Genomic DNA, 26,687 nt, shown 5'->3' with positions numbered 1-26,687 from the left:
CACGATGAGCGCATTCACGTACGATCTTAACGCGCTGCCGGCCGCCGTCATGATTTATGACCGCGAGGAACGCCTGCAGGCCTGGAATCACAACGTGGCCCTTTTTTATCCGGTCATTACCCCGTGGCTGAAGGTGGGTACAACGCTGGAGTCGCTGGCGGAACGCTTTATCGACGCCGTTTACAACGTAGATCCCGGCCTTCGCCTGACGCTGCGCGAGTCGATCGTGCGCAACTGTCGGCAGGATAAACACTGCGAAGTGCGGCAGGCAGGCCAGCGGCGGATCTTCGTCCAGCACCAGCGCCTTGCGGACGGTGGCATTGTCAGCCTGCACAGCGATGTCACGGAGCTGGATGAAGCACAGCGGGCACGTCATCAACTGCATGACGATTTTCTGCTGACGGCGGAATCCATCCATATCGGGATCTGGGACTGGCAGGTTTCTGGAGACACGCTCCAGGTCAACGATACCCTGCTTGCCATGCTGGGCCAGTCGCGCACCCAGTGGCGATATCCGGTGCGTTTTTTGCTCAATCAGGTCCACGAGAACGATCGCGCTGCGCTGCGCAAGGCGCTGCACGCGTCGAAGCAGGATCATCGTCCGGTCTTTGAATGTGAAATTCGCGTGCATCACCCTACCGAAGGTCTGCGCTGGATGCTGCTCTCCGGCCAGGTGGTCACGCTCTCCATTGAGGGAAACGCCGAGCGCGTGATTGGCACGCTGCAGGATATTACGCGCCGTAAGGAGGCTGAAATTCAGGCGTTCGCCTCAGCCATTGAGGCACAAAAAGCCAATGAGGCAAAAAGCGCATTCCTGGCGAATATGAGCCATGAAATTCGCACCCCCATGAACGGCATTATTGGCATGACCCAACTGTGCCTGGATACAGCGCTCAGCGCCGATCAGCGCGATTACCTGACGCTGGTGATGAGTTCTGCCCAGTCTTTGCTGCATATCATCAACGACATTCTCGACTTTTCCCGGATTGAAGCCGGTAAAGTGGAGCTGGAGGCGGAGCCCGTCCCGGTCCGCCCCTTCATTCAGTCGCTTATTCGCCCCCACATGCCGGGGGCGAGCGAAAAAGGCATTGAGCTGCTGGTCGATATTGCGCCCGACGTTCCCGACGTGCTGCTTGTCGACGGCGCGCGGCTGCGCCAGATCCTGACCAATCTGCTGGGTAACGCGCTGAAGTTTACCCATCAGGGTGAAGTTATCCTGATTGTTGAGCCCGCGGATAACACGGATCGATGGCGTTTCCGGGTGTGCGACAGCGGCATTGGCATTCCGGCAGATAAGCAGAAAGCCATTTTTGAAGCCTTCAGCCAGGCGGATAACTCTACCACCCGCCGCTATGGCGGTACGGGGCTCGGGCTAACCATCTCTGCGCGACTGGTCGCGGCGATGGGCGGCGAATTAACGGTCTCCAGCGAGCCGGGGAAAGGCAGCGAATTTTCCTTCGTGCTACCGCTTGCGGCCCAGGCGCCTGGCCCGGAGGAACGCCCTCATAGCCATCGCTTTAACGGGGAGCCCGTGCTGGTGGTTGATGATAACGCGACCAACCTGCGGCTATTGGCCGCCATGCTCAGCCAGATGGGGTTGAAACCCACCTGCGTTAATAACGCCAGCGAGGCCATCAACCGGGTTAAAACGGGAACGGCATGGCCCCTGATCCTGCTGGACGCGCAGATGCCGGATATGGACGGCGTGTCGCTGGCTCTCGAACTTTCGGTGCTGCCGCAGGTTGCTGAGAGCCATATCATCATGCTGAGCTCCATGAGCCGACATTTTGATATCAATATGCTGAAGCGGATCGGTATCCAGAACTACCTGCATAAACCTATCGCCCAGAATGAATTGCATCAGGCGATTGCCGCGGCGTTTGAACGTGCGCCAAAGACGGTGAGTGAAAGCGCGCCCGCAGCCACCGTCGCGCCGGACACCGCCGGGCTCAGGGTCCTCCTTGCGGAAGATAATCTGGTCAACCAGAAGGTCGCCGCGCGCCTGCTTGAGCGGCTCGGGCACACCTGTCAGATCGTCGATAATGGCGTCGCACTGCTGGAACGCTGGCGCGCGGGCGTGTGGGACGTTTTGCTGATCGATCTTCAGATGCCAGAGATGGACGGTGAGACCGCCATTCGCCTGCTGCGTGAAGAAGAACGCGCCCGGCCCGGCCCGGCTCAGCCCACCGTCGCCATGACCGCACACGCCATGCAGGGGGATAAAGAGCGCTGTTTTCAGATGGGTTTCGACGGCTACATTGCCAAACCCATCAGCCAGGAGCGTCTCGCTGAGGAGATTGCTCGCGTGCTCCCGCGCCACGATGACCCTTCCGCCTTCCCGGATGAAGCACGTCTGCTGAAGCAGTGTGCTGACGACCCTGCTCTGGTCCAGGAGCTGCTGGCCCTGTTTGGCGAAGGGCTGGAGGAGGCCATGAAGGCCATCACCCTGGCTATCGACAGCGACGATCGTGAAGCGCTGCGCCGCGGCGCCCACAAGCTGCGAGGAGAAGCCGTCACGCTGGATTTCGGGCGACTCGCCCGTCAGCTGCAGGCGCTGGAGAGCGAGGCGCACACGCTGGAGGGGCAACAGCTTGCGGCGCTAAACCAGCAGCTTCATAAGGAATCGCTGCGCCTGATGGCGTGGCTCAACGCGCGCGGGGTAAACGCATGATCGCTCGCAACTGCGCGCTGCTCATTGCCCTGTTGACCACCCATACGGTGGCGAACTCTGCGCCGGTCAGCTGGTCTCTGGCCGGAGAATGGCAGGTTCAGGACGCCAATGATAGCGCGCGTCCTGCCGCATCAGGCTGGCGCCCGCTTCAGGTCCCCGCCAACTGGTACAGCGCCGGGTACGATCACCAGGGCGCGCTGTGGTACAAGCACGCGTTTTCCCTGCCCGTGCAGCCGCCCGATGTAATGAGCACTCTGGTGTTTGACGGCGTCGACTACCTGGCCGAGGTCACCCTGAACGGCCAGCCGCTCGGCCAGCATGAGGGCTATTTTCAGCGCTTTTCGCTGGATGCCAGTCAAGCGTTACAACGTCACAACCGACTGGTGGTCAGGGTGGACAGCCCTTACGAAGATCCCAATAAGATCTGGCCGCTGCATAAAACGGTCATGAAGGGGATCCTTAACCAGCATGACACGCGTCCCGGCGGGGCCTGGTCGCCGCAAGGACAGGACGCCAACTCGGGCGGCATCTGGGCGCCGGTGAGGCTGCATCTTAGCCGAGGCGCTACCCTGGATGAGACCATCCTGCGGCCAGACTGGTCACAGGGGCTGATGCACCCCGCGCTGAAAGCAGACATTCGCTATCGCGCGCTCGGTCAGGGCCCGGCGACCGTGCGTCTCACCGCCACGCCCGCCAACTTCAGCGGCAGGCCCTATCAGGCTGACTTTCCGGTTACCCTCGAAAGCGGCGCCCATTCCGTGCAGCTGACGCTGCCCATGCCGAAGGCAAAACTGTGGTGGCCCGTCGGTACCGGAAAACCCCACCTGTATACCATTCGCGTGGCATTGCGGGATGAAAACGGCCTGATGGATACGGCGGTCACCCGCACCGGGCTGCGCAAGATCGTCGAGCAGCCCGACAATAAGGGCTGGCTCATTAACGACAAACGCCTTTTCATTAAGGGCAGTAATTACATCGGATCCCCCTGGCTCAGCACCATGACGCGAGAAAAATACCGTCGCGATCTTCGTCTGGTGGAAGCCATGAACGCCAACGCCATACGCGTGCACGGACACGTTGCCGGACGTGCGTTGTATGACGTGGCCGATGAGATGGGCATGATGATCTGGCAGGATGTTCCGCTGCAGTGGGGCTACAACAACAGTGCGGCTTTCACGGAAAATGCGGTTCGCCAGACGCGGGAGATGATCGAACAGTTCGGTAATTCCCCCGCCATCATCGTCTGGGGCGGGCATAACGAACCGCCGTGGAACTCGCCGTGGATGGAAAAACGCTTCCCGGACTGGAATAAAGATCTGAATCGCGAGCTCACGCAAAAGGTGGCGGATACGCTTGCCGAAGATACCTCGCGCATCGTGCACCGCTTCTCCGCCGTTGAGGAGCATTACTGGGCGGGCTGGTACTTTGGTACCGTACGGAACCTGCTTGCTCCGGCCAAAACGGGGATCATCACCGAGTTCGGCGCGCAGGCGCTTCCCCGCTTGTCGACGCTAAAAACCATCATCCCGGCGGCGTCACTCTGGCCCAAAACGACCGCCGCTGACGATCCCGGCTGGACCGTCTGGAAATACCATAATTTTCAGCCCTTCCAGACCTTTAAGTTTGCCGGTATTTCGCGTGGGGACAACATTCAGGCGATGATCCGCAATACTCAGGCGTACCAGTCGCAGCTGGTGGCCACGGCGGCAGAGAGCTATCGTCGACAGCGCTACCAGCCGGTGACGGCCCTGTTCCACTTCATGTTTGTAGAAACCTGGCCCTCCATCAACTGGGGCGTAGTGGACTACCTGCGTAAGCCTAAAGCCGGGTTCTACGCCTTAAAACGCGCCTACCAGCCTGTTTTGCCGTCTATTGAACCCGTCACGGCGCAGTGGCAATCCGGCGCGGCGGCGACCGTGCGTCTGTGGGCCATCAACGACACCTGGAAACCGTGCCGCGAATGTCGTCTGAGCTGGCACATCACCCAGCGCGACAAGCTGCTGGCAAAAGGCACGACGACGATGACGATCGCAGCAGACTCAGGAACGATGGTAAAAGCGGTCACTGCCACGCCCGTGGGCCAGGACGACGTGTCGATTCGGTTTAAGATTGAAAACAGCGCGGGAAAAATTGTCGGCGAAAATCAGCGCACGGAGTCCGTCATAAAGTGAGCGAGGGGAAAAGGAAAATTGCCGCTTCCCCTCCTTTCTTGTACCCTTTCAGCGTTTACCCCAATCCCCTAAAAATCGAGACATCCGGACGCCTATGACTGCACATATTTCCAAAGATCCTTTGCATGGCGTAACGCTGGAGATGATGGTCAACGCCCTGGTGGCGAAATATGGCTGGCACGAACTGGGCGACCGAATCAAAATTAACTGTTTCAGAAAAGACCCCAGCGTTAAATCGAGCCTGAAATTTCTGCGTCGTACCCCGTGGGCGCGCGCGGAGGTTGAAGCCCTGTATCTGGACTCTCTCAACGATGAGGGACACGCAGAACAGGAAGCGCCCGCCTTTAATCCCTGGGCCAACAGTCGGATTATCAAGAGCTAATACGCAAATGACGCGACACGTAAAACGGACTGGTGCGCTGGTTGCCTGCGCACTTTTACTTGTAAGTTGCTCCTCAAAACCGCCAAAGTCACTGGTTACCCCCCTTCCCACCGTCAGCAAACCGACGCAGCAGGCAAACGTGCCGATGCGCGGGATCTGGCTGGCGACCGTCTCGCGTCTCGACTGGCCCCCGGTGGCCTCGGTGAACGGCCGCAGCGCGGACCAACGCATCGCGATGCAAAAGCAGGCGCTGATCGCAAAGCTCGACAACCTTAAGCACCTCGGCATTAATACGGTGTTTTTCCAGGTGAAACCCGACAGCACGGCCCTCTGGTCATCAAAGATTTTGCCGTGGTCAGATACGTTAACGGGCAATATCGGTGAGTATCCGGGATACGATCCGCTGCAGTTTATGCTCGATGAAGCGCACAAGCGCGGCATGAAGGTCCATGCCTGGTTCAACCCTTACCGCGTGTCGACCAATACTAAACCGTCCACCATCGCCGCCCTGAACCGGACGGCCTATCAGACCCCGTCCAGCGTCTATGTCCAGCATCCGGAGTGGGTGCGCATCTCGGGCGACCGCTTTGTGCTCGACCCGGGCATTCCCGACGTGCGGGACTGGATCACCAAAGTGGTCACCGAAGTGGTGGCGAACTACCCGGTAGATGGCGTGCAGTTCGATGATTACTTTTATGCAGAATCGCCGGGATCCGCGCTCAATGATTCCCAGACCTGGCGGCAGTACGGCCAGGGGTTTACCTCCAAAGCCGACTGGCGAAGACACAACACGCAGCAGCTGATTGTCCAGGTCTCCCGGGCGATTAAACAGACAAAGCCCGACGTGGAGTTCGGCGTCAGCCCGGCGGGCGTGTGGCGTAACCGTTCGTTTGACCCGGCAGGCTCCGACACCCGCGGCGCCGCGGCCTATGATGAATCCTACGCCGATACGCGTCAGTGGGTTCAGCAGGGCCTGCTGGACTACATCGCCCCGCAAATTTACTGGCCCTTCTCGCGGGATGCTGCGCGCTACGACGTGCTGACCAGATGGTGGGCCGACGTGGTGAAGCCGACCCACACGCGCCTGTACATTGGCATTGCGTTCTACAAGGTGGGTGAGCCGTCGAAAAATGAGCCAGACTGGACGGTTCAGGGCGGCGTGCCGGAGCTGAAAAAACAGCTCGATCTCAACGATTCGCTGCCTAACGTTAACGGCACCATCCTGTTCCGGGAAGATTACCTCAACCGCCCGCAGACGCAGCAGGCGGTGAATTACCTGAAGGGACGCTGGGGTGGCTGAATGACAACCAGGCAGAAACGCCCTGTTTCTGCCTGGCTATTTACGGCTTCGGCCCGAACATCGCCTCAAGCTGCTGCGCATCCGGCATACCGACCACCTGCTGCAGCTCATTTTCCGCATTCAGATAATAAATGGCTGGCGTGGCGTTAGCGCCCAGGCTGTCCATCAGCGCCTGGTGCTTCTGCAGTATCGCTACCGTTTCGCGGGAAGCCTCACCCTCTGGCTTCGGCAACTTTTTCCCACCGGAAAGCTCGTATTCGCGCCAGGCCGCCACCGGATCTTTCGCATTGAGGATCGCGGCGGCGTTACGTCCGCTGTTGGGGTTGAGGAACGCCACCAGCAGCGTGTTGAGCTGAACCTTGCCCGCCTTCACCCACGGCTGCGCCTCGGACCAGAACTGCTTGCAGTACGGACAGAACGGATCGGCAAAGACAAAGACCTTACGCGGGGCGCTATCCGCCCCTTCCTTCAGGGGATGTGCCGCGTTGAGTTTTTTCCACATCTCGCGCCCCATCGGGGCGTAGATCTCTTTCTGGAAGTAGCCTTCGCTAAGGTTCTTCCCCTTGTCGTCATAAAGATAACCTGAGATCACGTGCTTGCCGTCCGGCGTTATAAACAGCGTGACGCCCATGTCCTGATACTGCCCCAGCCAGGCTGGCGCCCCGCCGGGTGCATCCAGCTTCTTGATGATTTTAATGTTCTGCTGCTCGCTGAAGTGCTTCACCACATCCGGTATGGCTTCAGCCGCCTGTACCAGCCCTGACGTCGCCAGCGCCGAAAGTAACAGTAATTTTTTCATTTCCCTCTCCGGTTTGTCGGGGGCATTCCGCCCCCTTCAGGTTAGCGGTTTTTCAGTGCGTCACTGACCATTTCATCGAACTGTTCGAACGGCACCCAGCCGGGAAGCAGTCCCTCGCCGATAAGGGTGGCGGGCGTGCCCTGGATCCCCATTTTTTCCGCGACGATCAGGCTGCGCTTGATCGTCAGCAGGCTCTCGTCATCCGGCGTCGTCACGTTCACGCCCGCCCGCTTCTGCGCCTCCTGAATGCTGGCCTCATCGTGGTACCCCTTTTTCGCCATCAGGGTATGGTTGAGTTTCATAAACTGCTCAGGATGCGCACGCCAGACGGTTAATGCGTCTCGCGCGGCGGTGAGCGAACTTTCCGAGCGGAAAGGTAAAAACTTAAAGACTACCGCCACGTCCGGATGTTTTTCGACAATGTTCTCCAGATACGGATCGAATTTTTTACAGTACGGACAGTTGTAGTCGGTAAACACCACGAGGGTGAGCTTTGGATTTTTCGCGCCGATGCGCGGGGAGTTCGGGTCGTTAAACAGGAAATCAGCGATCATCTGCTGCGCGCGCTGCTCCTGGTCCGGCGTCAGCGGCTGGGCCGCGAACACCTGAACCGGGGCCAGCAGAAACAGAAGCGTAATAAGGAGTGTTTTCATCGTACAGTTAGCCTTTTGCGTTGTTCAGGGTGGTGAACAGGGTGCGTTTGTCCAGCAGCGGCGAGAGGATTTCGCCATCAGGCAGGCCGGGGCCATACACCGCGTTAAACGGGATGGCGTAGCGGTTTCGCTTCGCCAGAAACGCCGCGATGAGCGCGGACGGCTGGCTCCAGTCTCCGCGCAGGGCCACCACGTCCGGCTGGCGCAGTTCGGCAACGATCTCCGGCTGATTGAGCACCCGATGTTCGTTCACCTTACAGGTCACGCACCAGTCGGCAGAGATATCCACAAACACCCGTTTCCCCTGCGCCAGCGCCTGCCCGATGGCCTCTTCGCTGAGCGGCTGCCACGGTATGGCCTGCGCGGTATTTTGCGCCGACGCGTCAGGCGGCGCGTTAAGCAGCCCGCGCACCTGATATCCGCCGAACGCCGACAGCGCGATAACCACGAGCCAGAACAGCGGCGAGGCCGTTTGCCGCTTCATTGCGAACAGCGCCAGCGTGACGGCGACCAGCATCAGCAACACCACCTGAGTGACCCTGTCGCCCAGATGCAGGCTCAGCAGCGTCGCCAGCCAGAGGCTGGAGGCCAGCATCATCAGGCCGAGAACGACTTTCAGCGTGTTCATCCAGCGGCCGGGTTTTGGCAGCAGCAGGGCCGTTTTCGGCACCAGGGCGACAAACAGCCACGGCAGGCTCATACCCACGCCGAGCATCAGGAAGATGAGCCACAGAGCATGCAGCGGCGCGCCAAGGGCAAAGGCAACCGCGGTACCGAGGAACGGCGCGGAGCACGGGGTCGCCAGCAGCGTGGCGAACATCCCTTCACAGAAGCTGCCGCCAATCCCCGTCCCTCCTGCCGTTGCCAGCCGCCCGGCGACGGCAGAAGGCAGCAGCATTTCAAAGACCCCAAACAGGTTCAGCGCAAACAGGAAGGTGACGGCGACCATCAGACCGATAAACCACGGGTTCTGGAACTGAATGCCCCACCCCAGTGATGCGCCGGCCAGCTTAAGCGCGGTGACCATCGCGGCCAGCAGCATAAAAGAGGTCACGATCCCGGCGCTGGTGGCCAGAAAGCGCAGCCTGATCGTGCGGCCGTCCGAGCCCGCGTGCAGGATGCTGTTGAGCTTCATGCCCATCACCGGCAGTACACAGGGCATCAGGTTCAGGATCAGCCCGCCCAATAGCGCAAACAGCACCATTTTGCCGATCCCGTCCACCACTGAAGTCTCTTCGGGCGTTGTCCCAACGGTCATGGTGGTTTGCTGCGCGCGATCGCCATTGGTCAGCACAAACGACAGCGCTTTGCCCTTCAGCGAGGCGGGCTTATCGCCCCATTCATCGGTGACGGGGACCGTTACCCGAAGCGTATTGCCGTCGTGTTTAATGACCGGCTCGCCGGGCAGAATGTCACCCTCCAGTGGGTCAAAGTAGATCCCTGGATTATCCCATTTCCCGTCCGTCGTCCCCGTCACCACCAGGTTGCCGTCAGAAAGCCAGGCCGACAAATCGGCGGAAACGCCGGAGGTGTCCGGCACGGCGCGCATCGCTTGCCCGAAGGCGCTTCGGAAACCCTCATCCGCAGCCTGGGTAAAATCGAGGTGCAACGGGTAGTCCGTCAGCAGACAGACGTTGCTGCACGTAGAGAGCGTGAGCGTCCCGTCGAGCGTGTCGCCCCTTACCCCGTCGAGCGTAATCGGGATAGTGACCTTGTCGTGATAGCCCTGCGTGGTCATGCCGGAGATATCGAAGCGCGACGGAACCGGCCAGGACCAGCTATCCGTTACGCCGTCCGGCCAGCTGATTTTCGGCGCCACACCGCCCTCGCCCGGCGATCGCCAGTAGGTTTTCCAGCCGGGTTTTAGCTCAACGGTGAGCAGGCCCTTAATGTGCGTTTGTTCCCTCTCCGCCTGAAAGCGGATGCGGGCGTGATCGTTTTGGGGGGAAACCAGCCAGCCGGTGTCCGCCGCATGGGCAATGCCGATGCAGGACAGCCACAGGAAGACGAATCCCCTGAAGAGGTTAACCATGTTTTACTCCGTGAACAGTGAAAAATTATCGTGCGGTGACGATGATTTTCACTCACGGAAAACGCAGTTTTTCAGGTGTATTCGGGGAGGCGGTGCCTGAACGGGCTGTTCGACGGGCGCAAACGCCCGCCCTTGCGTAACCAGCTGCAGCAGCGCGAAGAAGATAATAATGGCCGGTAGCGCACCGTCGAAGAACAGCGGCTGCGCGCAAAGCAGCGAGTGCGCGCCCAGCTGACAGGGCGACGGGCCGGGCTGTTCCGTATCGCTGTTTTGCGCCGGGGCGTCAGCTACCAGAGAAATTTGCGGATCCAGTCCCTGTAAAAAATGGTTGAGCATCACCGCACGCTGCACGAGGCAAAGCGCCATCGCCAGACAGGTGATAATCAAAAGCCATTTTCCGAGGAGCTGACGGTTGCGCATAACATTCCAGAGTAAGAAGACGCCCCGATCATAAACCATAGTGATGAATCTACAAGTACCGGAAGTGTAAGGTTTTGTCTGTCGCCGCTATTCGCCCGTTAGCGCGTCATAGACGTCCCGCAGCCGGGTGCGCAGAAACAGTACCGCCTTATGCTTGCGGGATAACAGCGCCTGTTCGCTGGCGCCGGTCTCCTCTGCCAGCATTTTAATGCTGTAGCCGTGGAGCTCGGTCTTTTCAAACACCTCCCGCTGCGGCGGCGGCAGTTCAGACAGTGCCTGCCCCAGCTCTTCCCACAGCAGCGTTTTGAGGTACTCCTCCTCCGGCGTGTGCGGTACGCCAAACAGGGTTTCGGCCAGCTCGTCCTCCGGGAAACCCTCGTCGTCATCGCCCGTAAAATAGCCGGAGAGCGAGACCTCGCGCTTTTTACGCGCCCGGTCGGTCATCTCGTTACGCGCCGCGCGGAACAGCCAGGCGGCGACGTTTTCGACCGGCTGTTCCACTTTCATCAGCTGATACGTCACTTCCTGCAGAATGTCGTCGGCATCATCACGGACGGACGTCCGTCCGCGAATGAAGGCTCTCAGCCGGGCGCGGCAGGCATTGAGCGCCGACATCAGCATGGATCCGCCCGCCTCCCCGGCTTTCATTTCGCTCACTCTGCTTCCGGCGCTTTTGGCGTGGCGTCGTCGCGCTTATCGTCACGATGCCCGTGCCAGCCGCAGTGACCGCGTCCGTGGCGACCAAACCCTTCGCGACGCTGCTGAATAAACGCCTCACGCTGTTCGGGCGTCATGTTCATCCAGCGCTCGTGCATGCGGCGGTGCGCGCCAAACATCCCCGGGCGGAACCCCAGTCCACCGAACAGAATGCGGCTCAGCACCAGAATGCCCAGCGCCTGCCAGAATCCGATGGCCTTCACGCCAAGGATCGCCGGAAGCAAGGCGTTCCACAGGGACATCACCAGCAGGCCGAGCACGATGAAAATCACTGCGCCAATGACTAAGCCCTTGCCCATACGGTGGCGACCAAATCCGCGCCCGTGACCTCTGCCGTGCATTTCAAAATCTCTCATGGTGTTTACCTCGTTTACCGAAACTGATTATGGCTTGTGATGAGGTAGACGGATGAGGGAGGGAAATATTGCTGGGGTGAATGAAAATTTTTTGTGCTGTCGGATTTGGAGTCATAGCGGTTAGGGGGAATCAATCCCCCCAATTAATGATCTCGTCCAGTCCAGAAAGCAGTGCCGGAAAGTAACTCTCATTAATATGCAAACTGTCACTTACCACTACACTTTCGGCAGGGTTTTCCGGTCTGAGCGTTAATGTTAACAACACGCCCCGCCCAAAAGATGATGGCGAAAATATAAGGTTTAATTGGTTTTCCGTGCTATCAAAGACGACCTCCTGAGGTTCGCCACCTTTCACTAAACTTATATGTAAAGCTGTGAGTTTATCTTTAAGTGCACTAAGCTCGCCGACATTAAAAGATGCCCGATACTGAGCCTGCAGTTCAGGGAGGTTGTACTCCACATAAGTCTGGATCCAGTCATACTGCGGTACGTCAGGGGTATTCTCTCGTTCAAAGGGAGTGACCCGTAAAGTTTTCCTGTCGTTAACAATTTCAATCATATCCACCCCCATTACTTGTATAAAAAATGAGTTATTGTCCAGTCTTTCTCGCGTACCAGGACCTCTATCATATATTTTTTATAGAAATAGGTTCCTTTTTTTGCCCGATTTTCCACAAGCTTATAAATCTCAGATTCATATCGGAAAAGCCCTGAAGCCTTCTGCGGATCGGGTGTTCTTTTACCGTATCGAATCACTTTTTCCTGGAGTTGTAAGGGGACGTAGCGCCCCGGATTCAGCATATGTTTAGCGGGGGTTGCTGTCATCTTAAGGGCTCGTGCAGATAAGCCCATTTTTAAGCGCCCACGCAAGAGACTGACCGTAGCCTCACTGAGTTTAACGGTTAAGGCGGTTTTGACACCACTTTCCAATATTGCTTTACCTGTACGAAAAAGACGAAATGCACCAAAGGCGATTAAAGCCAGATCAGTTGGGTCAAACAAAGGGGCTTCTAATGGCGCCTCTTCTAACCTGATAAACACCCCATCAGCATCATAAATCTGCCATAAACCGGGTGCCTGAGCGACGGAAAAGCCGATACACATTCCACTTTCATCATCTACGATGGGTTGCGAGTTCAGTGGAGGATTACGGGGGCGAAATTGAAAGTACTCACCCGACGGTAGAATTGAACGAAACTCGTAATAGCGTCCGGGCTCATCTGTAATTAATCCAATATCCATTTCCAATTTTCCTTTTGGGTTAATGCTGCGGTCATCTTAATGGACGTTATCGCTTCATTCCACTTTTCATGACGTTAACTTTATTTGCACAGAAAATGAACGATTCGTTGGGCTTACTGAGAGGATGTGTACACCACAATTGGTGTAGTCCTGACTGGTAGGCCTACTCCATTACACCCGCAACTAAAAAGGCTATTCCAAATCTTTTGAACCACTTCAACATAATGAAATAAAAGGGTTTATTTCCTGAAGCGCCCACACATTGACCACAGCACTACATATAGCCCCGCTTAAGCGGGGCTTATGCCTTGAGTGGGCAAAAGTATGATTAGCACATTTAGCAAACAAAGCATATAATTTAGAACTTGTGCTTAGAATGAAAACTGGCACTGAAGTCGCTTATACGCACAGCTTCGATTTTACGGTGCAATAGTAGTTAGAGACTAGCACCGCAAATACTTTTGTTAAGTTTTAGTCAAGTGGAACATACTCTAACTCATTTACACTAAGGCCCTGATCTCCAGCCTCAGCACCGCTTTCTAAGATGTCTATTTTCATAATAAATTTAGGAAGGCCAAATTTTTTCAAAAAACCAGTGGCAATACCTTTCGCTGTTTCATCAAACTCTAAATCTAATCCTTGAAAATATCGAGTTGATAACATCGTAGATAGAGGAAGTCCATGACGATAAAGAAGTGTATCTTTATGACTAGTTACCACTGCAAGGTTAAGAGGAACACATACCGCTCTTGTAACTTCAGAAAAAGGAATGTAAGAACCTCTACGATAAAAATAATGTTCCATCTCTACTGAACATAATGACCCCTTAAGAAAGTTTGTTATTTCTTCATAGTCATAAAGTAGATATTGTGAGCGTGGTGCATTTTTAAGTATTTTTTTTGCTTGAGTTACTTTCATTGCGCTGAAAGTGGTTTTCCTCCAGTCACGTTTCTTTGCTTCTAAAAAAGCAACCCCGTTGATCGATGTACCGTCCTTATAGCATATGTTTACTACTAATGCTATGTCCCCGAAGTTATTCTCAAAAGTACCTTTAAGTTTATATGCTTGCCAGTTAATATTACTTTTCAGATCCCTACCTATCAAATTAAAACGATGGAACTCAGTCCTAAAATCACTAAGCAAGCTTCGTGTAATAAAATCCTCATCCCATTCATGGCCAGAGTGGTTACTAATAGATTTTCTTATTACTTCCTCTATTCTACCAGTAAACTCATTTAATCTACACTCCATAAAAACCCCTTTTTTAAGTTATAAGATCTAGATGATTACATTTAGTAGTTTCTTACACTGTTTATTTTAGTCACGAATTCCTCTTCCTAGGTTTTTCTTCAAGTTCATTTAGGAATTCAAAGAAAAAATTAAGATCAATTTCAACCTCTTTTACACTAGTGTAAGGATCTCCAATTGCAGCAGCACTGTCATGCCCTCTAAAATAAGTACTGCATTTGGACATGGCATAATCAACTCTATCTATATCAGACTGACAAATATCAATTAATCTTGCTAGTCGTTGCGTAGAGACACCACGTTCAAAACGAGTAACCACCTTATTGAGTAATTTCTCCTCAACCAATCTTTCCCACGCCTCGCGTAAATAGCTATAAAACTGACAGCAAGCATCACGCAGTTCGGTTGTTGTTGTTTCCTCCTTTTTCTCTAACCGTTTTATATCTTGCAACTTTACTCTTAAAAAACCATATCTTGCCCGAGTAGTCATAGCTTCCCAAGGAGCTGAGTTTTTAACTATTCCGGCGAATTTACGAGACCGCTCAAGTGCTATAGTCGAGTATTCAGTTGCAGTCCCTTCAGCCACCTCTAACAATAATTTGTAGAAAACTATATTGTGCGTTAATATCACGACCTGACGTTTTTGCGATTCTAATACTAATCGCTTAGCCACCCGACTGCTCCATTCATGACTTAGTGAGTTAACTGGATCGTCAAATATAACCGCTGATTTTCTAGAATCAGCTTTCATTTCGGCTAAGAAGCTTGCGATAGCAATACATCGTTGTTCTCCCTCACTAGCAACTGAAAGTGCGCCAATAACGTTATTATTCTCATCTGCCAAAGATAATTTAAATTGTTGAACACCTGAGCGATTGCGAGATTCAACTTTGACTCTAAAACGATCAAATCCGAAACTCTGTAGTTCATCATTGAATGCAGAAACGAGCGGCTCAACGACACCTGTTCTATAGATACTTGATGAAAGTGTTGAAATTGTGGTAGTACCACATTGAGAAAGAATGGAGTTGAGTTTTTTAATATATTTATGACGTCTCAAATTCCCCACAATGATTTCGCGACAATCAAATATATATTTTCTATCTTCCAGATTAATCAGCTCAATTTCCTTAATTTGAATGAAATTATTCAATTCCTCATCCGACTCAATAACCAATAGCTTTGCATTAATATCTTCAATTATATTTTTTATCTTTGCAATAATGTCTAACATTAATGGAAGATGTGGTAAATTCAACTTTCCAACTAAGATATCTCTTCTTTGTTCAAGTTTTGAAATCATACTAATGACTTGATCTCCCAAACTTTGAAACTCATTATTTAAAAGAGAAATCGCTGCACCGTAGGGAGTAAGTTCAAAAGAGAGGGATGAAATATTATTTACAGCATCATCATATTCACCTTTAGCCAACATCGCTTCTCGCTCCGATTGATCATTTAGGTATTTGTATAACGCCTCCATTTTGCTTTCGCTTTCATCACTTATTTCCTGAAAACATATGGGGCAATGCTCCCCTGTAGCCATCGGAAAATGTTTTTTTTCATCATGCTGAATAAAATGCTGTGTTGCCTGCCATATTTTTTGCCAACTTACACCAGCAATATTATTAAAAGGTAAATTTTGAAGTGTGGTTTTACGTAACTCGTCACATATATTCGCAGTTTTTTCTTTCTCTGCTTTTAATTTCCCGAGCAACTCTATAGCTTTATCACCTAGTGACCTTGCAAGCTTATCGCAAAATAACACAAGAGGTTCTAGCGTTGCTTTCGTTTGCTGCAAATTTTTTCTTAATGTTTGTGGGGTTTGCGACCTGAAATGGTAAATTTCCTTTTTTAAAGGTTCTATCATTTCTAACTCTTCAAGCGTGATACAATGTTCGTTTATTTCATCTTCAAGTGTATCAGCAGAAAGACCACTTAAAAAATTAGCTGCAGCACTAGATGATTTTAAACCGTCCAACTTGATAAAACCATTGCTTCCCATTGTATCTTCTTCAAGATAGGCTCTGACACTATTTACGGCCTTAACTAACTCGGCCAATAAATTTAAACCTATTGGTTTAAATCCAAGCGCATCTTCCTTATTGATATAATGATTAGCTGAAGAACCATCAAACACCCTTATTGACTTAAGGGCTTCAATACTGGAACTATTATTATCCCATAAAAAAACCTCATCTAATCCATTGACTGTTACACAAATCTCTGCTTGCGGTGGAATTTGTTCCTTTGAAAAAACATTACCCAATATTTGAGGGCTGTCCCCTCTGGTTAGACATGTATTTTTTAAGATGCTTGAATAGCTGGATTTACCGGCTCCATTATCACCATAAACAATAAACAACCCTTGCCCTGGAAAATTTATAGTTTGGTTGTCAGCCAGCAACCCAACACCTTTAACATTACATAGAGTTTTAAGTGAAACTTCATTTTGCTCTGAAGTAAACCCTGTAAAGTCCAAAGGTTGTATAGCCCTTTCATAGACTTCATCTCTTTCAAGAAGTCCATGCTCAATTTTTGCTATTTTCAAAATAATACTCAAGCATTCTTGATCTAATGTACCATGAGTCAACGATAATCTTATAGCGTGTCTCCACCAAACAGGTTTTCTTTGAGACCATTCAGCGATACTCTCGATAGGTGTCATACAAATTCCTTTTGTGTTCTATTTTGTAAACTAAAACTATTGTAGTACGACGACTATAAAGCAATACGACAGATTAATTAATGATTCCCATCTAAAAAACGAGTTAAGTATGATGTATAGCAAATTTTTGGCATCACCTTTTCAATAGCAAACTTATAATAATCACCATTAACAAAAAACAGGATTTTATAAGATAAAAACGACGATTGACTTTTTAGCGATTAGCCTGTCTTGTCGACCAATGCCTAACCACTGACGCTCTGGGTATTACACTGCATGCTGATGGCCGTTTGGCTGGTCTTTATCCCTCATGGCTGCGTCGTAGACAAAAAAGGCCCCCTCAGGAGCCTTACATCATCAATCAAGCCTGCACCGGCAAACTAAAACTCGAAATACTCCGCGATAGCTGCTGCGCCTGCTCTTCCAGCGAAGCCGCTGCCGCGGCGGACTGCTGCACCAGCGCGGCGTTCTGCTGGGTCACGCCGTCCATCTCGGTCACCGCCTGCCCGACCTGGCTAATCCCCCGGCTCTGCTCTTCCGAGGCGACAGAGATCTGCTCCATCAGCGTATTCACCTTATTGACCGACGAAATAATCGCGTCAATCACCGCACCTGAACGGCTCACCAGCTCCGCACCGTTTTTCACGCTGGAAACCTACTGGGCAATCAGGCTCTCAATGTCCTTGGCGGCCACCGCGCTTTTCTGCGCCAGGGTGCGCACTTCGCTGGCCACGACCGCAAAGCCACGGCCCTGCGTGCCGGCGCGCGCCGCTTCAACCGCCGCGTTCAGCGCCAGGATGTTGGTCTGGAAGGCGATGCTGTTAATCACGCTGGTGATGTCTTCGATGCGCTTCGAGTTCGCGGCGATGGTATTCATCGTGTCGATGACTTCGCGGGTCACCGCTTCACCGGTGTGGGCATTTTTCACCGCGTCCTGCACCAGTTTTCCGGCCTGGAACACATTGTCGGTGTTGTTCGCCACCGTCGCGCTCAGCTCTTCCATGCTGGCCGCTGTCTGGGTTAATGCGGAAGCCTGCTGTTCGGTACGTGACGCCAGGTCAATATTCCCGGAGGCAATCTCCTGAGCTGCGTGCGTCACGGTATGGCTCGCATCGCGCACCTGGGCGATGGTCGCAAGCAGTGCCTGACGCATCTGCTCCATCGAGCTCATCAGATGATCGATTTCATTATGTGCGCTCCCCTTCACCGGCACCGGAATGTCCAGCTTACCTGCCGCAATCTGGCTGCAGTGCTCGCGCGCGAGGTTGACCGGCGCGAAGACAAAGCGCTTCATCAGCAGACTAACGGCGATGATCACCACCACAAACAGACTGGCGATTGCGGCAATGATCGCCAGGCCAGAGACGAAGTTACTGCTCGCATCTTCATTCAGGCTTTTGGCATATTTCTGGTGCACGGAAAGGACCTGGTCGAGAACGATCTCGTACTGGCGATCGAGGCGGGACACTTCCGGGATCAGCGCGTCAAATTTGGCGACATCGTGTGCCGCAGCGGCATCAATCAGCGGCGCAAGCCCCTGGTTGCGGTAGTTCTGCCAGGCATCCTGATAGGCACTCACCAGCGGCGCTTCATCGCTCAGGCGCGGTGACGCCATAAAGGCCGCAAACGCGTGGTCCGCTTTGGTCAGCGCCTCTTTCACAGCGGTCAGCTTTGCTGCTCCGTCCGCCGCGTTGCCCGCTTCCACCATCTTCACATACTCCATCACCCGAACGCGCAACGTACGGCTGTGGTTGATGGGGTCAATAATAGACAGCACCACCTGAATCTCTTTGTTGACGTTATCCAGGGAATTATTACTTTTAATGATGAGGCCAACGCTGGTGACAGTGCTGACAACAAAGAAGAAAAGCAGCGAGAACAGGACAATCAGGGACGACTTTTTCAACGACATAAACCAATACCTCAAGGAGAATTATTCCTTATGGTTATCGGCGCTTCCAAAACTTAAATTAATTAAAGTTATTGAAGTATCGAACCGGGCTATTTCGCTGACTTATAGCGTCGCTGCAGGGTGGCATTGAGCTTGCGCTGCAACGGCTGCGGCGTCTCCCCTTCGATTAATTTGCTAATCAAATCAAAGCAGTGCCACGCCAGCTGGCGGTTATCCTGGCGAATGGTATCCACGGGGATCGTCAGCGAATCATAGAGATAGTGATCGTCAAAACTGGCTAACCTGATATCGCTTTGCAACAGGTTATGTTGGCCCATATAGCGCAACACCCCTTCCAGCAGCCCGCAGGCGGCAGCGAACAACGCTTTCGGCGGACGTCCCAGCCGGGCGCAGAGTTCGGCAAACATCTCGTAACCGGAGCTCGGGTGATAGTTGCCGTGAATGATCCACTCCGGACGCAGTTCCACACCGGCATCACGCAGACCTTGTTTGAACCCTTCCAGGCGGTCGCGCGTCGGGGATAAGCGGGGCTGGCCGCCGAGGAAGTAGAACTCATCAGGATGCTGGCGCGCTATATCTGACACCAGTTCCGTCGTCGGGGTAATAGAGTCGGTGATCACCAGCGGCAGCGCGCTGTCGTTGATGTGGCGGTCAAACAGGACCACCGGCAACTGCTCGCTCAGCTTATGGTAGTCCGCGTCGTTAAGCATGCTGGAGGCCACGATCAGCCCGTCCACCTGCCGCGCCACCATGTTGTTCACCACCACCGTCTCCTGCCCCGGGTTTTCATCGCTGCAGGAGATCAGCAGCTGAACGCCTGCCTCGCGGCACAGCGTTTCCAGCTCGTGAGAAAAGACGGCAAAACCGTAGTTGGTAATCTCCGGAACCACCAGACCAATGGTGTGGCTGCGGTTATCCCGCAGCGAACGGGCGTGAATGCTGGGCTGATAGTGGTGCTCTTTTGCAATCGCCAGCACGCGCTCGCGCGTCTCTTCCGCCACGCGAAGCTCTTTGCTGCGACCGTTCAGGACCAGGCTGGCGGTGGCTTTGGACACCCCCGCCAGCTCCGCGATGTCTTTGATGGTGACGCGTTTTGTTTTTCTCACAACGACTTAGATCCGGCTGCCAAAACCCTCATTCTATCATGCAGGTGCGCAACGACCAGTAGCGTAATGTGATGTCGGACGCACCTTCGAATCGCACCCGGGCCGGATGGACAGGAAAATAGCGGCTGCTCATCACCCCTTCGCCGTGGTTGATGAAAACTTCAACGCTGGAGCGGTCGCACAGAACGCGTAAATGACGGACGTCGCCCTGCCAGTAGCGGGTCAGCGTTTCACCGGTTTCCAGGCTCGCGCGTTCCAGACGCAGGCCCTGCCCATCGACGCTGAGGCGCAGCGTGCCGGCAAAATCGACAATCACCTGCGAAGTGCTCAGCTCAAACTCCAGGCGCGTCGCGTCAAGTACGGGCGCGGCGCTGGCGCGCCCCTGCCAGTTGTGTTCATCTTCGCGCAGCGCCTCCAGCTCACGCACCGGGGTCTGCCAGAGCCTGCCGTCGCGATACTCTAATTCTCGCGGACAGGTCATCTGGTGCATCCAGCCGTGCGCCCGCGTGGGCTGCAGCATCTCTTCCCCGTCCGGTACGCCCATCCAGCCGATCAGAATACGGCGACCGTCTTCCGCCAGCGTGGTTTGCGGGGCGTAGAACTCAAAACCCGCATCCAGTTCGTGCAACTCGCCGTGATCGAACGTCGCGCGGACATAGTCAAACTCCCCGTTCATCCAGGTTGCCGGATAGGTATTGAGATAGCGATGCGGCTCGCGCGCCAGCCCCTGCGGGCAGCAGATCAGGACGTGCGTCCCGTCGAGGGCAAACAGGTCCGGGCACTCCCACATATACCCCGCATCCGACAGGCCGTTGACGCCGTGACCGGCGATCTCCCCACAGGATTGCCAGGCGTGCAAATCAGCTGACTTAAACAGCAGCACCTTGCCGCGCTTTTGCACATCCTGTGCGCCAAGCACCATGTACCACATCCCGTCGTGCTGCCACACCTTAGGGTCGCGCACGTGGCCGGTGTAGCCTTCCGGCAGCGCCAGCACCGGTCCCAGCTTCCTGAAGGTTCCATCCAGCTGTTCCACGGCCAGGCACTGCCAGGCCGTGCGGCTGCCGTCATCAAACTTGACGTTGCCGGTGTAGCACAGGGTCAGGACGCCCGCGTTATCCACGGCGCTACCGGAATAGCAGCCGTTGCGGTCATACTCTTCATCCGGCATGAGCGCCAGCGGCTCGTGCTGCCAGTGCACCAGATCCACAGAGCTCCAGTGCCCCCAGCACTTAAAGCGGTGCTCGCAGTCCAGCGGGTTCCACTGATAAAACAGATGGTAGCGGCCAGCAAACCAGATAAACCCGTTCGGGTCGTTCATCAGCCCCGTCACCGGCGCGGGGTGCCATTGCGGATAATGGCTGTCCGCGAGCGCCCGCGGCTGACCTTGCATAACGGCCTGCAGGATCGCAGGCCAGCGGGAAGGTAACGTCATTATTCAGAGTCCGTTTTATATTTCAGCAGCAGTGAGACGGTAAACGCCACGCCGAAGGCAATCACCATGCCGATAATATAGTTCAGCAGCGAGCTGGCCTGCACAATGGCCATACCCGGAATGGCAGTCAACCCGACGGCGGTCATGTAGACATGCACCGACACCACCCAGGCACCGCCCACCGCGCCGCCAATCAGCGCGGCGATAAACGGCTTAACGAAGCGCAGGTTGATACCAAAAATAGCCGCTTCGGTGATGCCCAGCATCGCAGAAAACGCCGACGGCAACGTAATGGCTTTGATTTTGGCGTCATTGGTTTTGAACCACACCGCCAGACATGCACCGCCCTGCGCCACGTTCGCCATGGCCCAGATAGGCAGCAGGAAATTAACGCCAATCGATGGATTGCCCAGCAGCCCGGCTTCGATGGCGTGGAAGCTATGGTGAATACCGGTGATCACAATCACCGAGTAAAGTCCGCCAAACAGCAGTCCCGCCAGCCAGCCCGCGTGGGCGATAAGGGTGCTGAGAATAAAGGAGATGCCGTCCCCCAGGGCGCGCCCTGCCGGACCGATAATCAGCAACGCGATAAAGCCGGAGATCACCACGGTGAGGAACGGCGTCAGGATCAGGTCTAAGGCGTCCGGAATCACGCGGCGCAGGTTTTTCTCCACGATGCTCATAAACCAGACGGCCAGCAGCACCGGGAATACCGTGCCCTGATAGCCAATCATCGCGATCTCAAGGCCAAAGAAATTCATGGTGTGGAAACCCGACGCCACGCCCCAGGCGTTGGTCAGCGCCGGATGGGTCAGAATGCCGCCCAGCGTTGCGCCAAGATACGGGTTACCGCCAAATTCCCGCGCGGCGGTAAAGCCGATCAGAATAGGCAGAATGATAAACGCCGCGGAGCTGCACATGTCCAGCATGATGTAGATAGCGTTATCCGCATTGACCCAGCCGTAGGTTTTCACCATCCCGAGCAGGCCCATCAGCAGACCGGACGCCACAATCGCGGGAATGATCGGCACAAAAATGTTGGAGAGCAGACGGGCAATGCGCTGGAACGGGTTAAGCTTGCGCGCCGCCAGATCCGCAGCCTCAGATTTACTGGATTCGCTGATCCCCGCCGCCCGGATAAACGCGGCGTACACTTTGTTAACCACGCCCGTACCAAAAATCACCTGCATCTGCCCGGCATTACGAAAACAGCCTTTTACGCCGTCGACCTTGCCGATAGCCTGCTGATCGGCAAGCGCGTCATCGACCAGCACCAGACGAAGACGCGTAGCGCAGTGCGCCGCGCTGGCGATGTTCTCTTTGCCACCGAGCAGCGGAATAAGCGCGCGGGCGATATTATCAAAATCCATAGATACCTCTGCCTGACTTCATTTTTATGATGTTTAAACCGCTCCCGCCAGGCGGGAGCGGGATGGGTTAAAACCAGGTTTCCATCTGGACCCCAAAGTTCCATTCCCCGCCGGCGTTGAAGCCGCTGCTGCCAAAGGCATCATCGCTGGCGTAATTGTCCAGTTTGCTGCTCCAGTCCATCCAGGTGGCAAACAGGCGCAGCTCAGGACGGCTAAAGAAGTCGCCGATCTTGCTCGCTTTTAACGTCGGTGCAAAGGTCAGCTTGTAGAAACTGCCGTTGACGGCGTTACGGTCCTTATAGCCTTGCGGATCTAAATCCATGTACTGATAGCTGCCCTCAAACGCCAGCGCGAAATTCTGCGTCACCTCTTTAATCAGACGGGTGTTGAGCGTTACCCACTCATAGCTATCGCCTTTGACGTAGCGGTCTTTACTGCTTTGCGCCAGCACGGCAGGCGCAATGCTCCAGCCACCACCGATGGGCGTGACACCGTAACTTGCAAAGCGCCAGGTATCCGCTTCAGACAGCAAAGCGCCGTCAGAGCCGATGCTTTTCACCTCTGCACCCAGCCCGTGACCATACAGCAGCGCCGTTTTGGCCGTCCCTTCACGCAGGCCATAGAAGCTCTCATTATGTAACCCCACCAGGGCATGCACGCCGGTATTGGCGGCGTCCGTCTTGATTAGATCACCGTTGGTGTCTTTGCGGTCGTCGTTATCTTTCGCCCGCAGGCCGCTCACCATCAGCTGGAACGGGCCGGCGAAGTGGTTCATGCTGAGGATATAGTTCTGAACGTTGTTGTCGGTCTGCTCCACGCTGCCGAAGTTGCGGCCATAGATGGAGAAGTTGCTACGCAGCGAATCGTTCCATTTCACGTCGTAGACGCCGCCACCGGTACCGGCCAGGAACACCACGTCGGAATCCAGCCAGTGGATGTCAAAGTTGTCGCGGTCAAAGCGTTTACCCGCCCAGAAGGTACTGCCCTTCAGCGCGCCGGTAAAATCAGGCAGGTTGCCCAGCTCCGCGAAGGCCTGACGAATATTGAGATCGCTGGTATCGGCAGACCAGTCGTTATAGGTTCGCTGACCGTCGGCCAGCATCGCTTTGAAGCGCGTGGTCGCCCCGTTATCCAGGGTTTGTTTATGTTCCAGGTTCAGTTCAACGTAGGTATCGGCTTCGTTACCCAGACGCCCTACTGCGCCGCCGGTTTCGCCGGCTGGCGTCAGGTAAGGACCACTTTTGCTGCTGGAGGCGGCATCGTTCATCAGCAGGCCCGAACGGGCATAGCCGTGAAACTCAAACCCGCCGCTTTGATCCGCCTTCTTCTCCAGCGCGGTAGTGCGCTGCGCCACCTCCTGGGTTGTCGTTTGCGCCTGCTGCTGAGCGGCCACCAGCTGCTGTGTTTTTTGTTCTGCCGCCGTGGCGCGTTTCTCCGCCACCTGGGCACGCGTTTCCGCGTCCTGGAGGCGCTGCTCCATTGCGGCAAGGCGCGCTTCGATACTGGACATATCGGTCTGGGCAAAAACAGAGGTACTGCCGGCCAGCATGCCTATCATCACGGCAAGTCTGCGTTTTTTATACATTTTGTCGCATCCCTAAAAGAAGTCATTAAACGTGCTAAATTGCTAAACCGGTTTAGGTTGTTGATACTAAACCTGTGAATTTTGGATCGGCAATCTTTTTTGCTAAACCGTTTTAGTAAGTGTGATCGAGGCGACAATTCAGGCCGCCGACTGGCGGCCAGTGAAGGGAGGAATTACAGCTCGTGCTGCCAGGGCAATGCAGTCATTGCCCCTTTGGCGGTAGTGGCTAACGCGCCGCAGCGCTGGGCCAGGGCGATAACCGGCGTCAGGTCCTGCCCGTCGGACAGGCCGTAGAGAAGGCCCGCCACGAAGGCGTCCCCCGCGCCGGTTGTATCGACGCACTGAACGGGCGTGGCCGGATAGTGTTTTACGGTACCTTCATGCCAGGCCGTCACGCCCATTTTACCCTGGGTGACCAGCACCAGCCGCGCCGGGCAGCGCTGCATCAACGCCTCCAGACCGTCGTTTACCTGCGCGCAGCCGGTGAAAAAGGCCAGCTCTTCTACCGAGAGTTTTACCACGTCGGCGCGTTGCAGGGCTTGCTCCAGGCAGCCATGCAGGGCGTTCTCATCCGGCCAGAGATCCGGGCGAATATTGGGGTCGAAACTGACGTAACCGCCCGCCTCGCGGATGGCGGCCATTGCCTGAAACGTCGCAGTACGGCTCGGCTCTGCGCTGAGCGCGATGGAACAGACGTGCAGCCACTCCCCGGCGCTGAACGCTGGCAGATCGGCGGGTTCCAGAAACAGATCGGCGCTCGGGCGCACCATGAAGGTAAACGAACGCTCGCCGTGGTCGTCCAGATCGACCACCACCGTCGAGGTGCGGTGTGCCGGGTCAAGGCGCATCTGCTTAACATCGACCCGCTCCTTCGCCAGCGTCTGATACATAAAACGCCCGAAAGGATCGTCGCCAACCCGGCCGATAAAGGCGCTCTGGCCGCCCAGTCGGGCAATCCCGACTGCAACGTTTGCCGGTGCCCCGCCAGGACATTGCAGTAGCCGGCCTTCTCCATCCGGCAGCAGATCCACTACCGCATCGCCAAGTACCCAGATTTTTTTCATGTGACCCTCTAAGCTAAACATTATTAAACCGTTTTAGCTATTTAAGCACAGGCCAGGCAAAGGGGAAATAACGGGAAGGAAATTTGGCTTAACGCATCAGATGCGGCCAGTGAATATCACCGACGCCATTCAGCTGCGGACGGGCAAACAGAAAGCCCTGGAATCGGCGGATCCCGGCAGATTCGAGCCAGCACCACTCCTCTATCTTCTCGATCCCTTCGGCCACCAGGGTAATTTCAAGGTCGGAGCAACAGCTGATAATGGAGCGCACAATCGCCTGCTTCACGCCGCTGAGGTGGATATCGCTGACGATTTCCCGGTCGATTTTAATTTTATCCGGCTGAAAACGGGTCAGCAGAGAAAGACCGGCATAGCCGGAACCGAAATCATCGATCGCCAGGCCAACCCCCTCACCGCGAAGCTGCTTAATGGCGCTGTTGAACTGGTTGAAACCGGAGATCATCTCGTTCTCAGTGACTTCAATAACCACCTGCTCCGGCTGCAACCCGTGTTGTTTGATCTGATTGACCAGAAACTCGACGGCACCAGGCACATTCACCAGCGACATGGGCAGCAGGTTGACCGCAATTTTATGGCTGCCAATGCCCAGTTTTTCCGCCAGCGCAAAGGCATACGCCTTTGTCTGGAGATCAACTTCGTAGATTTTGTCCGGGTCGAGGGTGCTGAAGAAATGCTCCGGGCTGCCGCCGTCGTTGCCGCGTATCAGGGCCTCGAGGGAGCTGATCTTTCCTTCCGATGGCTCGACAATGGGCTGAAGCGCAAACTGACAAGGCTGACCGGCAATCAGGCCCAGGCTCTCACCAAAGGGTAAGGTTTCGGGGGCGAGTGTCCATTTTTCTGGGACGTAGCGTGTTCCCGACGAAGACGGGCGTTTGCCGGTGATAAACGTCTGGATAAATTTGAACACCCGATCGTCAGAGGTCAGATAGCTGTCCAGCTTGCTGTAATGCAGAACCGACTGCAGCACCTCTTTCGGCGACTGGGTTTGCAGATCGAACAACAGCATGCCGACATTTTCGAAGCGCCTGCGCGGACCATAGTCCCGCATCAGTTCAACCACCCCGCTGTGACGCGGGTCCTGACGGATGGTATGGAACAGCCTGACCACGCTCTCTTCGGAACCTTCGAGAATTTGCAGGACATCGCTCCCTTTAGACAGGAGTACACCGGTAATATTCAGCTTTGCGTTGCGGCCCCTGGCGCGCTCGACCAGCTCCCGCAGTTCGGTGGACGGGTGAGATAAATTTAACTGGCTTCGGTAGATTAGCGTCGTCAGCACAAAAGGGGTTCCGATGAGAAAGGTGCCTTGAAGCTACTGTTTAACATACTTAATCAATGCGACCTAACATATTCACGCCACAAGAGGTGTGTTTGGATATCGAAAATGATAGTTCGTTAAAGTTACCTGGCTTTGTCTGGTCTAAGGCAACGTAACTTACCGAAAACCTCGAGCCGGTTACTTTGCCAGGTATATACTCACCAGTGCCGGCAGGTTGAAGGGATAGAAAAAATTAAACTGTCGGCGATCGTGGCAA

Annotated in this window: 20 protein-coding genes and 1 pseudogene; 4 read left to right on the top strand and 17 right to left on the bottom strand. The window is 54.8% G+C overall.

The window, feature by feature from the left end:
- Positions 1–4 precede the first annotated feature (4 nt).
- The 4 genes from C5687_RS12735 to C5687_RS12720 all read left to right on the top strand — a co-directional run bounded on the left by C5687_RS12735 (position 5) and on the right by C5687_RS12720 (position 6,524).
- The gene (locus C5687_RS12735; protein WP_104557048.1) at positions 5–2,671 is read left to right on the top strand and encodes a hybrid sensor histidine kinase/response regulator; all 2,667 of its coding nucleotides are present in this window, start codon (positions 5–7) and stop codon (positions 2,669–2,671) included.
- Positions 2,668–4,842: a glycoside hydrolase family 2 protein gene (locus C5687_RS12730; protein ID WP_104557047.1), complete on the top strand. Its 2,175-nt coding sequence runs from the start codon at positions 2,668–2,670 to the stop codon at positions 4,840–4,842. The genes C5687_RS12735 and C5687_RS12730 overlap by 4 nt, the downstream gene beginning before the upstream one ends.
- Before the next feature lie 94 nt (positions 4,843–4,936).
- Positions 4,937–5,224, top strand: a complete 288-nt coding sequence (locus C5687_RS12725) for a VF530 family protein (RefSeq protein WP_025756489.1) — start codon at positions 4,937–4,939, stop codon at positions 5,222–5,224.
- A gap of 7 nt (positions 5,225–5,231) precedes the next feature.
- Positions 5,232–6,524, top strand: a complete 1,293-nt coding sequence (locus C5687_RS12720) for a glycoside hydrolase family 10-like protein (RefSeq protein WP_104557046.1) — start codon at positions 5,232–5,234, stop codon at positions 6,522–6,524.
- Between the two features lie 40 nt (positions 6,525–6,564).
- On the opposite strand, the gene dsbG is transcribed toward C5687_RS12720, so the two are convergent.
- From dsbG to C5687_RS12635, 17 genes and pseudogenes are all read right to left on the bottom strand, one after another.
- Positions 6,565–7,323, bottom strand: coding sequence for a thiol:disulfide interchange protein DsbG (gene dsbG / locus C5687_RS12715; RefSeq protein ID WP_104557045.1), 759 nt, complete (start codon positions 7,321–7,323; stop codon positions 6,565–6,567).
- Positions 7,324–7,364: 41 nt separating this feature from the next.
- Positions 7,365–7,976 (bottom strand): DsbA family protein, encoded by a 612-nt coding sequence (locus C5687_RS12710; protein WP_104557044.1) that lies wholly within the window; start codon positions 7,974–7,976, stop codon positions 7,365–7,367.
- 7 nt (positions 7,977–7,983) lie between these two features.
- Positions 7,984–10,008, bottom strand: coding sequence for a protein-disulfide reductase DsbD family protein (locus C5687_RS12705; RefSeq protein ID WP_104557043.1), 2,025 nt, complete (start codon positions 10,006–10,008; stop codon positions 7,984–7,986).
- A gap of 48 nt (positions 10,009–10,056) precedes the next feature.
- On the bottom strand, positions 10,057–10,428 hold the full coding sequence (locus C5687_RS12700) for a hypothetical protein (RefSeq protein ID WP_047958637.1): 372 nt from the start codon (positions 10,426–10,428) through the stop codon (positions 10,057–10,059).
- An 87-nt stretch (positions 10,429–10,515) separates the two neighbouring features.
- Positions 10,516–11,076, bottom strand: coding sequence for an RNA polymerase sigma factor (locus tag C5687_RS12695; protein ID WP_082137933.1), 561 nt, complete (start codon positions 11,074–11,076; stop codon positions 10,516–10,518).
- Between the two features lie 5 nt (positions 11,077–11,081).
- On the bottom strand, positions 11,082–11,501 hold the full coding sequence (locus C5687_RS12690) for a hypothetical protein (protein ID WP_025756496.1): 420 nt from the start codon (positions 11,499–11,501) through the stop codon (positions 11,082–11,084).
- Positions 11,502–11,631: 130 nt separating this feature from the next.
- Entirely contained in the window at positions 11,632–12,060 is a 429-nt protein-coding gene (locus C5687_RS12685) for a WapI family immunity protein (protein WP_104557074.1), read from the bottom strand.
- An 11-nt stretch (positions 12,061–12,071) separates the two neighbouring features.
- Positions 12,072–12,743, bottom strand: coding sequence for a hypothetical protein (locus C5687_RS12680; RefSeq protein ID WP_238380476.1), 672 nt, complete (start codon positions 12,741–12,743; stop codon positions 12,072–12,074).
- 471 nt (positions 12,744–13,214) lie between these two features.
- Entirely contained in the window at positions 13,215–13,994 is a 780-nt protein-coding gene (locus tag C5687_RS12675) for a hypothetical protein (protein WP_104557042.1), read from the bottom strand.
- A 70-nt stretch (positions 13,995–14,064) separates the two neighbouring features.
- Positions 14,065–16,659 carry an AAA family ATPase gene (locus tag C5687_RS12670; protein ID WP_104557041.1) on the bottom strand — a complete coding sequence of 865 codons (2,595 nt, stop codon included), beginning with the start codon at positions 16,657–16,659 and terminating at the stop codon, positions 14,065–14,067.
- A 361-nt stretch (positions 16,660–17,020) separates the two neighbouring features.
- Positions 17,021–18,571: pseudogene (locus C5687_RS12665) on the bottom strand (methyl-accepting chemotaxis protein).
- A gap of 89 nt (positions 18,572–18,660) precedes the next feature.
- On the bottom strand, positions 18,661–19,677 hold the full coding sequence (locus C5687_RS12660; RefSeq protein ID WP_095440632.1) for a LacI family DNA-binding transcriptional regulator: 1,017 nt from the start codon (positions 19,675–19,677) through the stop codon (positions 18,661–18,663).
- Positions 19,678–19,705: 28 nt separating this feature from the next.
- Entirely contained in the window at positions 19,706–21,112 is a 1,407-nt protein-coding gene (locus C5687_RS12655) for a sucrose-6-phosphate hydrolase (protein ID WP_104557040.1), read from the bottom strand.
- Positions 21,112–22,482 (bottom strand): sucrose-specific PTS transporter subunit IIBC, encoded by a 1,371-nt coding sequence (locus C5687_RS12650; RefSeq protein ID WP_059386675.1) that lies wholly within the window; start codon positions 22,480–22,482, stop codon positions 21,112–21,114. The genes C5687_RS12655 and C5687_RS12650 overlap by 1 nt, the downstream gene beginning before the upstream one ends.
- A 67-nt stretch (positions 22,483–22,549) precedes the next feature.
- Positions 22,550–24,067 (bottom strand): carbohydrate porin, encoded by a 1,518-nt coding sequence (locus tag C5687_RS12645; protein WP_047958642.1) that lies wholly within the window; start codon positions 24,065–24,067, stop codon positions 22,550–22,552.
- A 173-nt stretch (positions 24,068–24,240) separates the two neighbouring features.
- Positions 24,241–25,131, bottom strand: a complete 891-nt coding sequence (locus C5687_RS12640) for an aminoimidazole riboside kinase (protein ID WP_104557039.1) — start codon at positions 25,129–25,131, stop codon at positions 24,241–24,243.
- 88 nt (positions 25,132–25,219) lie between these two features.
- Complete coding sequence (locus tag C5687_RS12635) at positions 25,220–26,431, bottom strand: diguanylate phosphodiesterase (RefSeq protein ID WP_104557038.1); 1,212 nt, start codon at positions 26,429–26,431, stop codon at positions 25,220–25,222.
- Positions 26,432–26,687: the final 256 nt, after the last annotated feature.

This window comes from Enterobacter sichuanensis (assembly GCF_002939185.1).
Classification (GTDB): Bacteria; Pseudomonadota; Gammaproteobacteria; order Enterobacterales; family Enterobacteriaceae; genus Enterobacter; species Enterobacter sichuanensis.
The sequence above is the reverse complement of the archived record's forward strand: the minus strand, read 5'-3'. Positions and strand labels throughout refer to the sequence as shown.

Excerpts from the sequence above, each read along its gene's own strand:
- C5687_RS12735 (WP_104557048.1), top strand. The coding sequence starts at position 5 with ATGAGCGCATTCACGTACGATCTTAACGCGCTGCCGGCCGCCGTCATG.
- C5687_RS12730 (WP_104557047.1), top strand. The coding sequence starts at position 2,668 with ATGATCGCTCGCAACTGCGCGCTGCTCATTGCCCTGTTGACCACCCAT.
- C5687_RS12725 (WP_025756489.1), top strand. The coding sequence starts at position 4,937 with ATGACTGCACATATTTCCAAAGATCCTTTGCATGGCGTAACGCTGGAG.
- C5687_RS12720 (WP_104557046.1), top strand. The coding sequence starts at position 5,232 with ATGACGCGACACGTAAAACGGACTGGTGCGCTGGTTGCCTGCGCACTT.
- dsbG (WP_104557045.1), bottom strand. The coding sequence starts at position 7,323 with ATGAAAAAATTACTGTTACTTTCGGCGCTGGCGACGTCAGGGCTGGTA.
- C5687_RS12710 (WP_104557044.1), bottom strand. The coding sequence starts at position 7,976 with ATGAAAACACTCCTTATTACGCTTCTGTTTCTGCTGGCCCCGGTTCAG.
- C5687_RS12705 (WP_104557043.1), bottom strand. The coding sequence starts at position 10,008 with ATGGTTAACCTCTTCAGGGGATTCGTCTTCCTGTGGCTGTCCTGCATC.
- C5687_RS12700 (WP_047958637.1), bottom strand. The coding sequence starts at position 10,428 with ATGCGCAACCGTCAGCTCCTCGGAAAATGGCTTTTGATTATCACCTGT.
- C5687_RS12695 (WP_082137933.1), bottom strand. The coding sequence starts at position 11,076 with ATGAAAGCCGGGGAGGCGGGCGGATCCATGCTGATGTCGGCGCTCAAT.
- C5687_RS12690 (WP_025756496.1), bottom strand. The coding sequence starts at position 11,501 with ATGAGAGATTTTGAAATGCACGGCAGAGGTCACGGGCGCGGATTTGGT.
- C5687_RS12685 (WP_104557074.1), bottom strand. The coding sequence starts at position 12,060 with ATGATTGAAATTGTTAACGACAGGAAAACTTTACGGGTCACTCCCTTT.
- C5687_RS12680 (WP_238380476.1), bottom strand. The coding sequence starts at position 12,743 with ATGGATATTGGATTAATTACAGATGAGCCCGGACGCTATTACGAGTTT.
- C5687_RS12675 (WP_104557042.1), bottom strand. The coding sequence starts at position 13,994 with ATGGAGTGTAGATTAAATGAGTTTACTGGTAGAATAGAGGAAGTAATA.
- C5687_RS12670 (WP_104557041.1), bottom strand. The coding sequence starts at position 16,659 with ATGACACCTATCGAGAGTATCGCTGAATGGTCTCAAAGAAAACCTGTT.
- C5687_RS12655 (WP_104557040.1), bottom strand. The coding sequence starts at position 21,112 with ATGACGTTACCTTCCCGCTGGCCTGCGATCCTGCAGGCCGTTATGCAA.
- C5687_RS12650 (WP_059386675.1), bottom strand. The coding sequence starts at position 22,482 with ATGGATTTTGATAATATCGCCCGCGCGCTTATTCCGCTGCTCGGTGGC.
- C5687_RS12645 (WP_047958642.1), bottom strand. The coding sequence starts at position 24,067 with ATGTATAAAAAACGCAGACTTGCCGTGATGATAGGCATGCTGGCCGGC.
- C5687_RS12640 (WP_104557039.1), bottom strand. The coding sequence starts at position 25,131 with ATGAAAAAAATCTGGGTACTTGGCGATGCGGTAGTGGATCTGCTGCCG.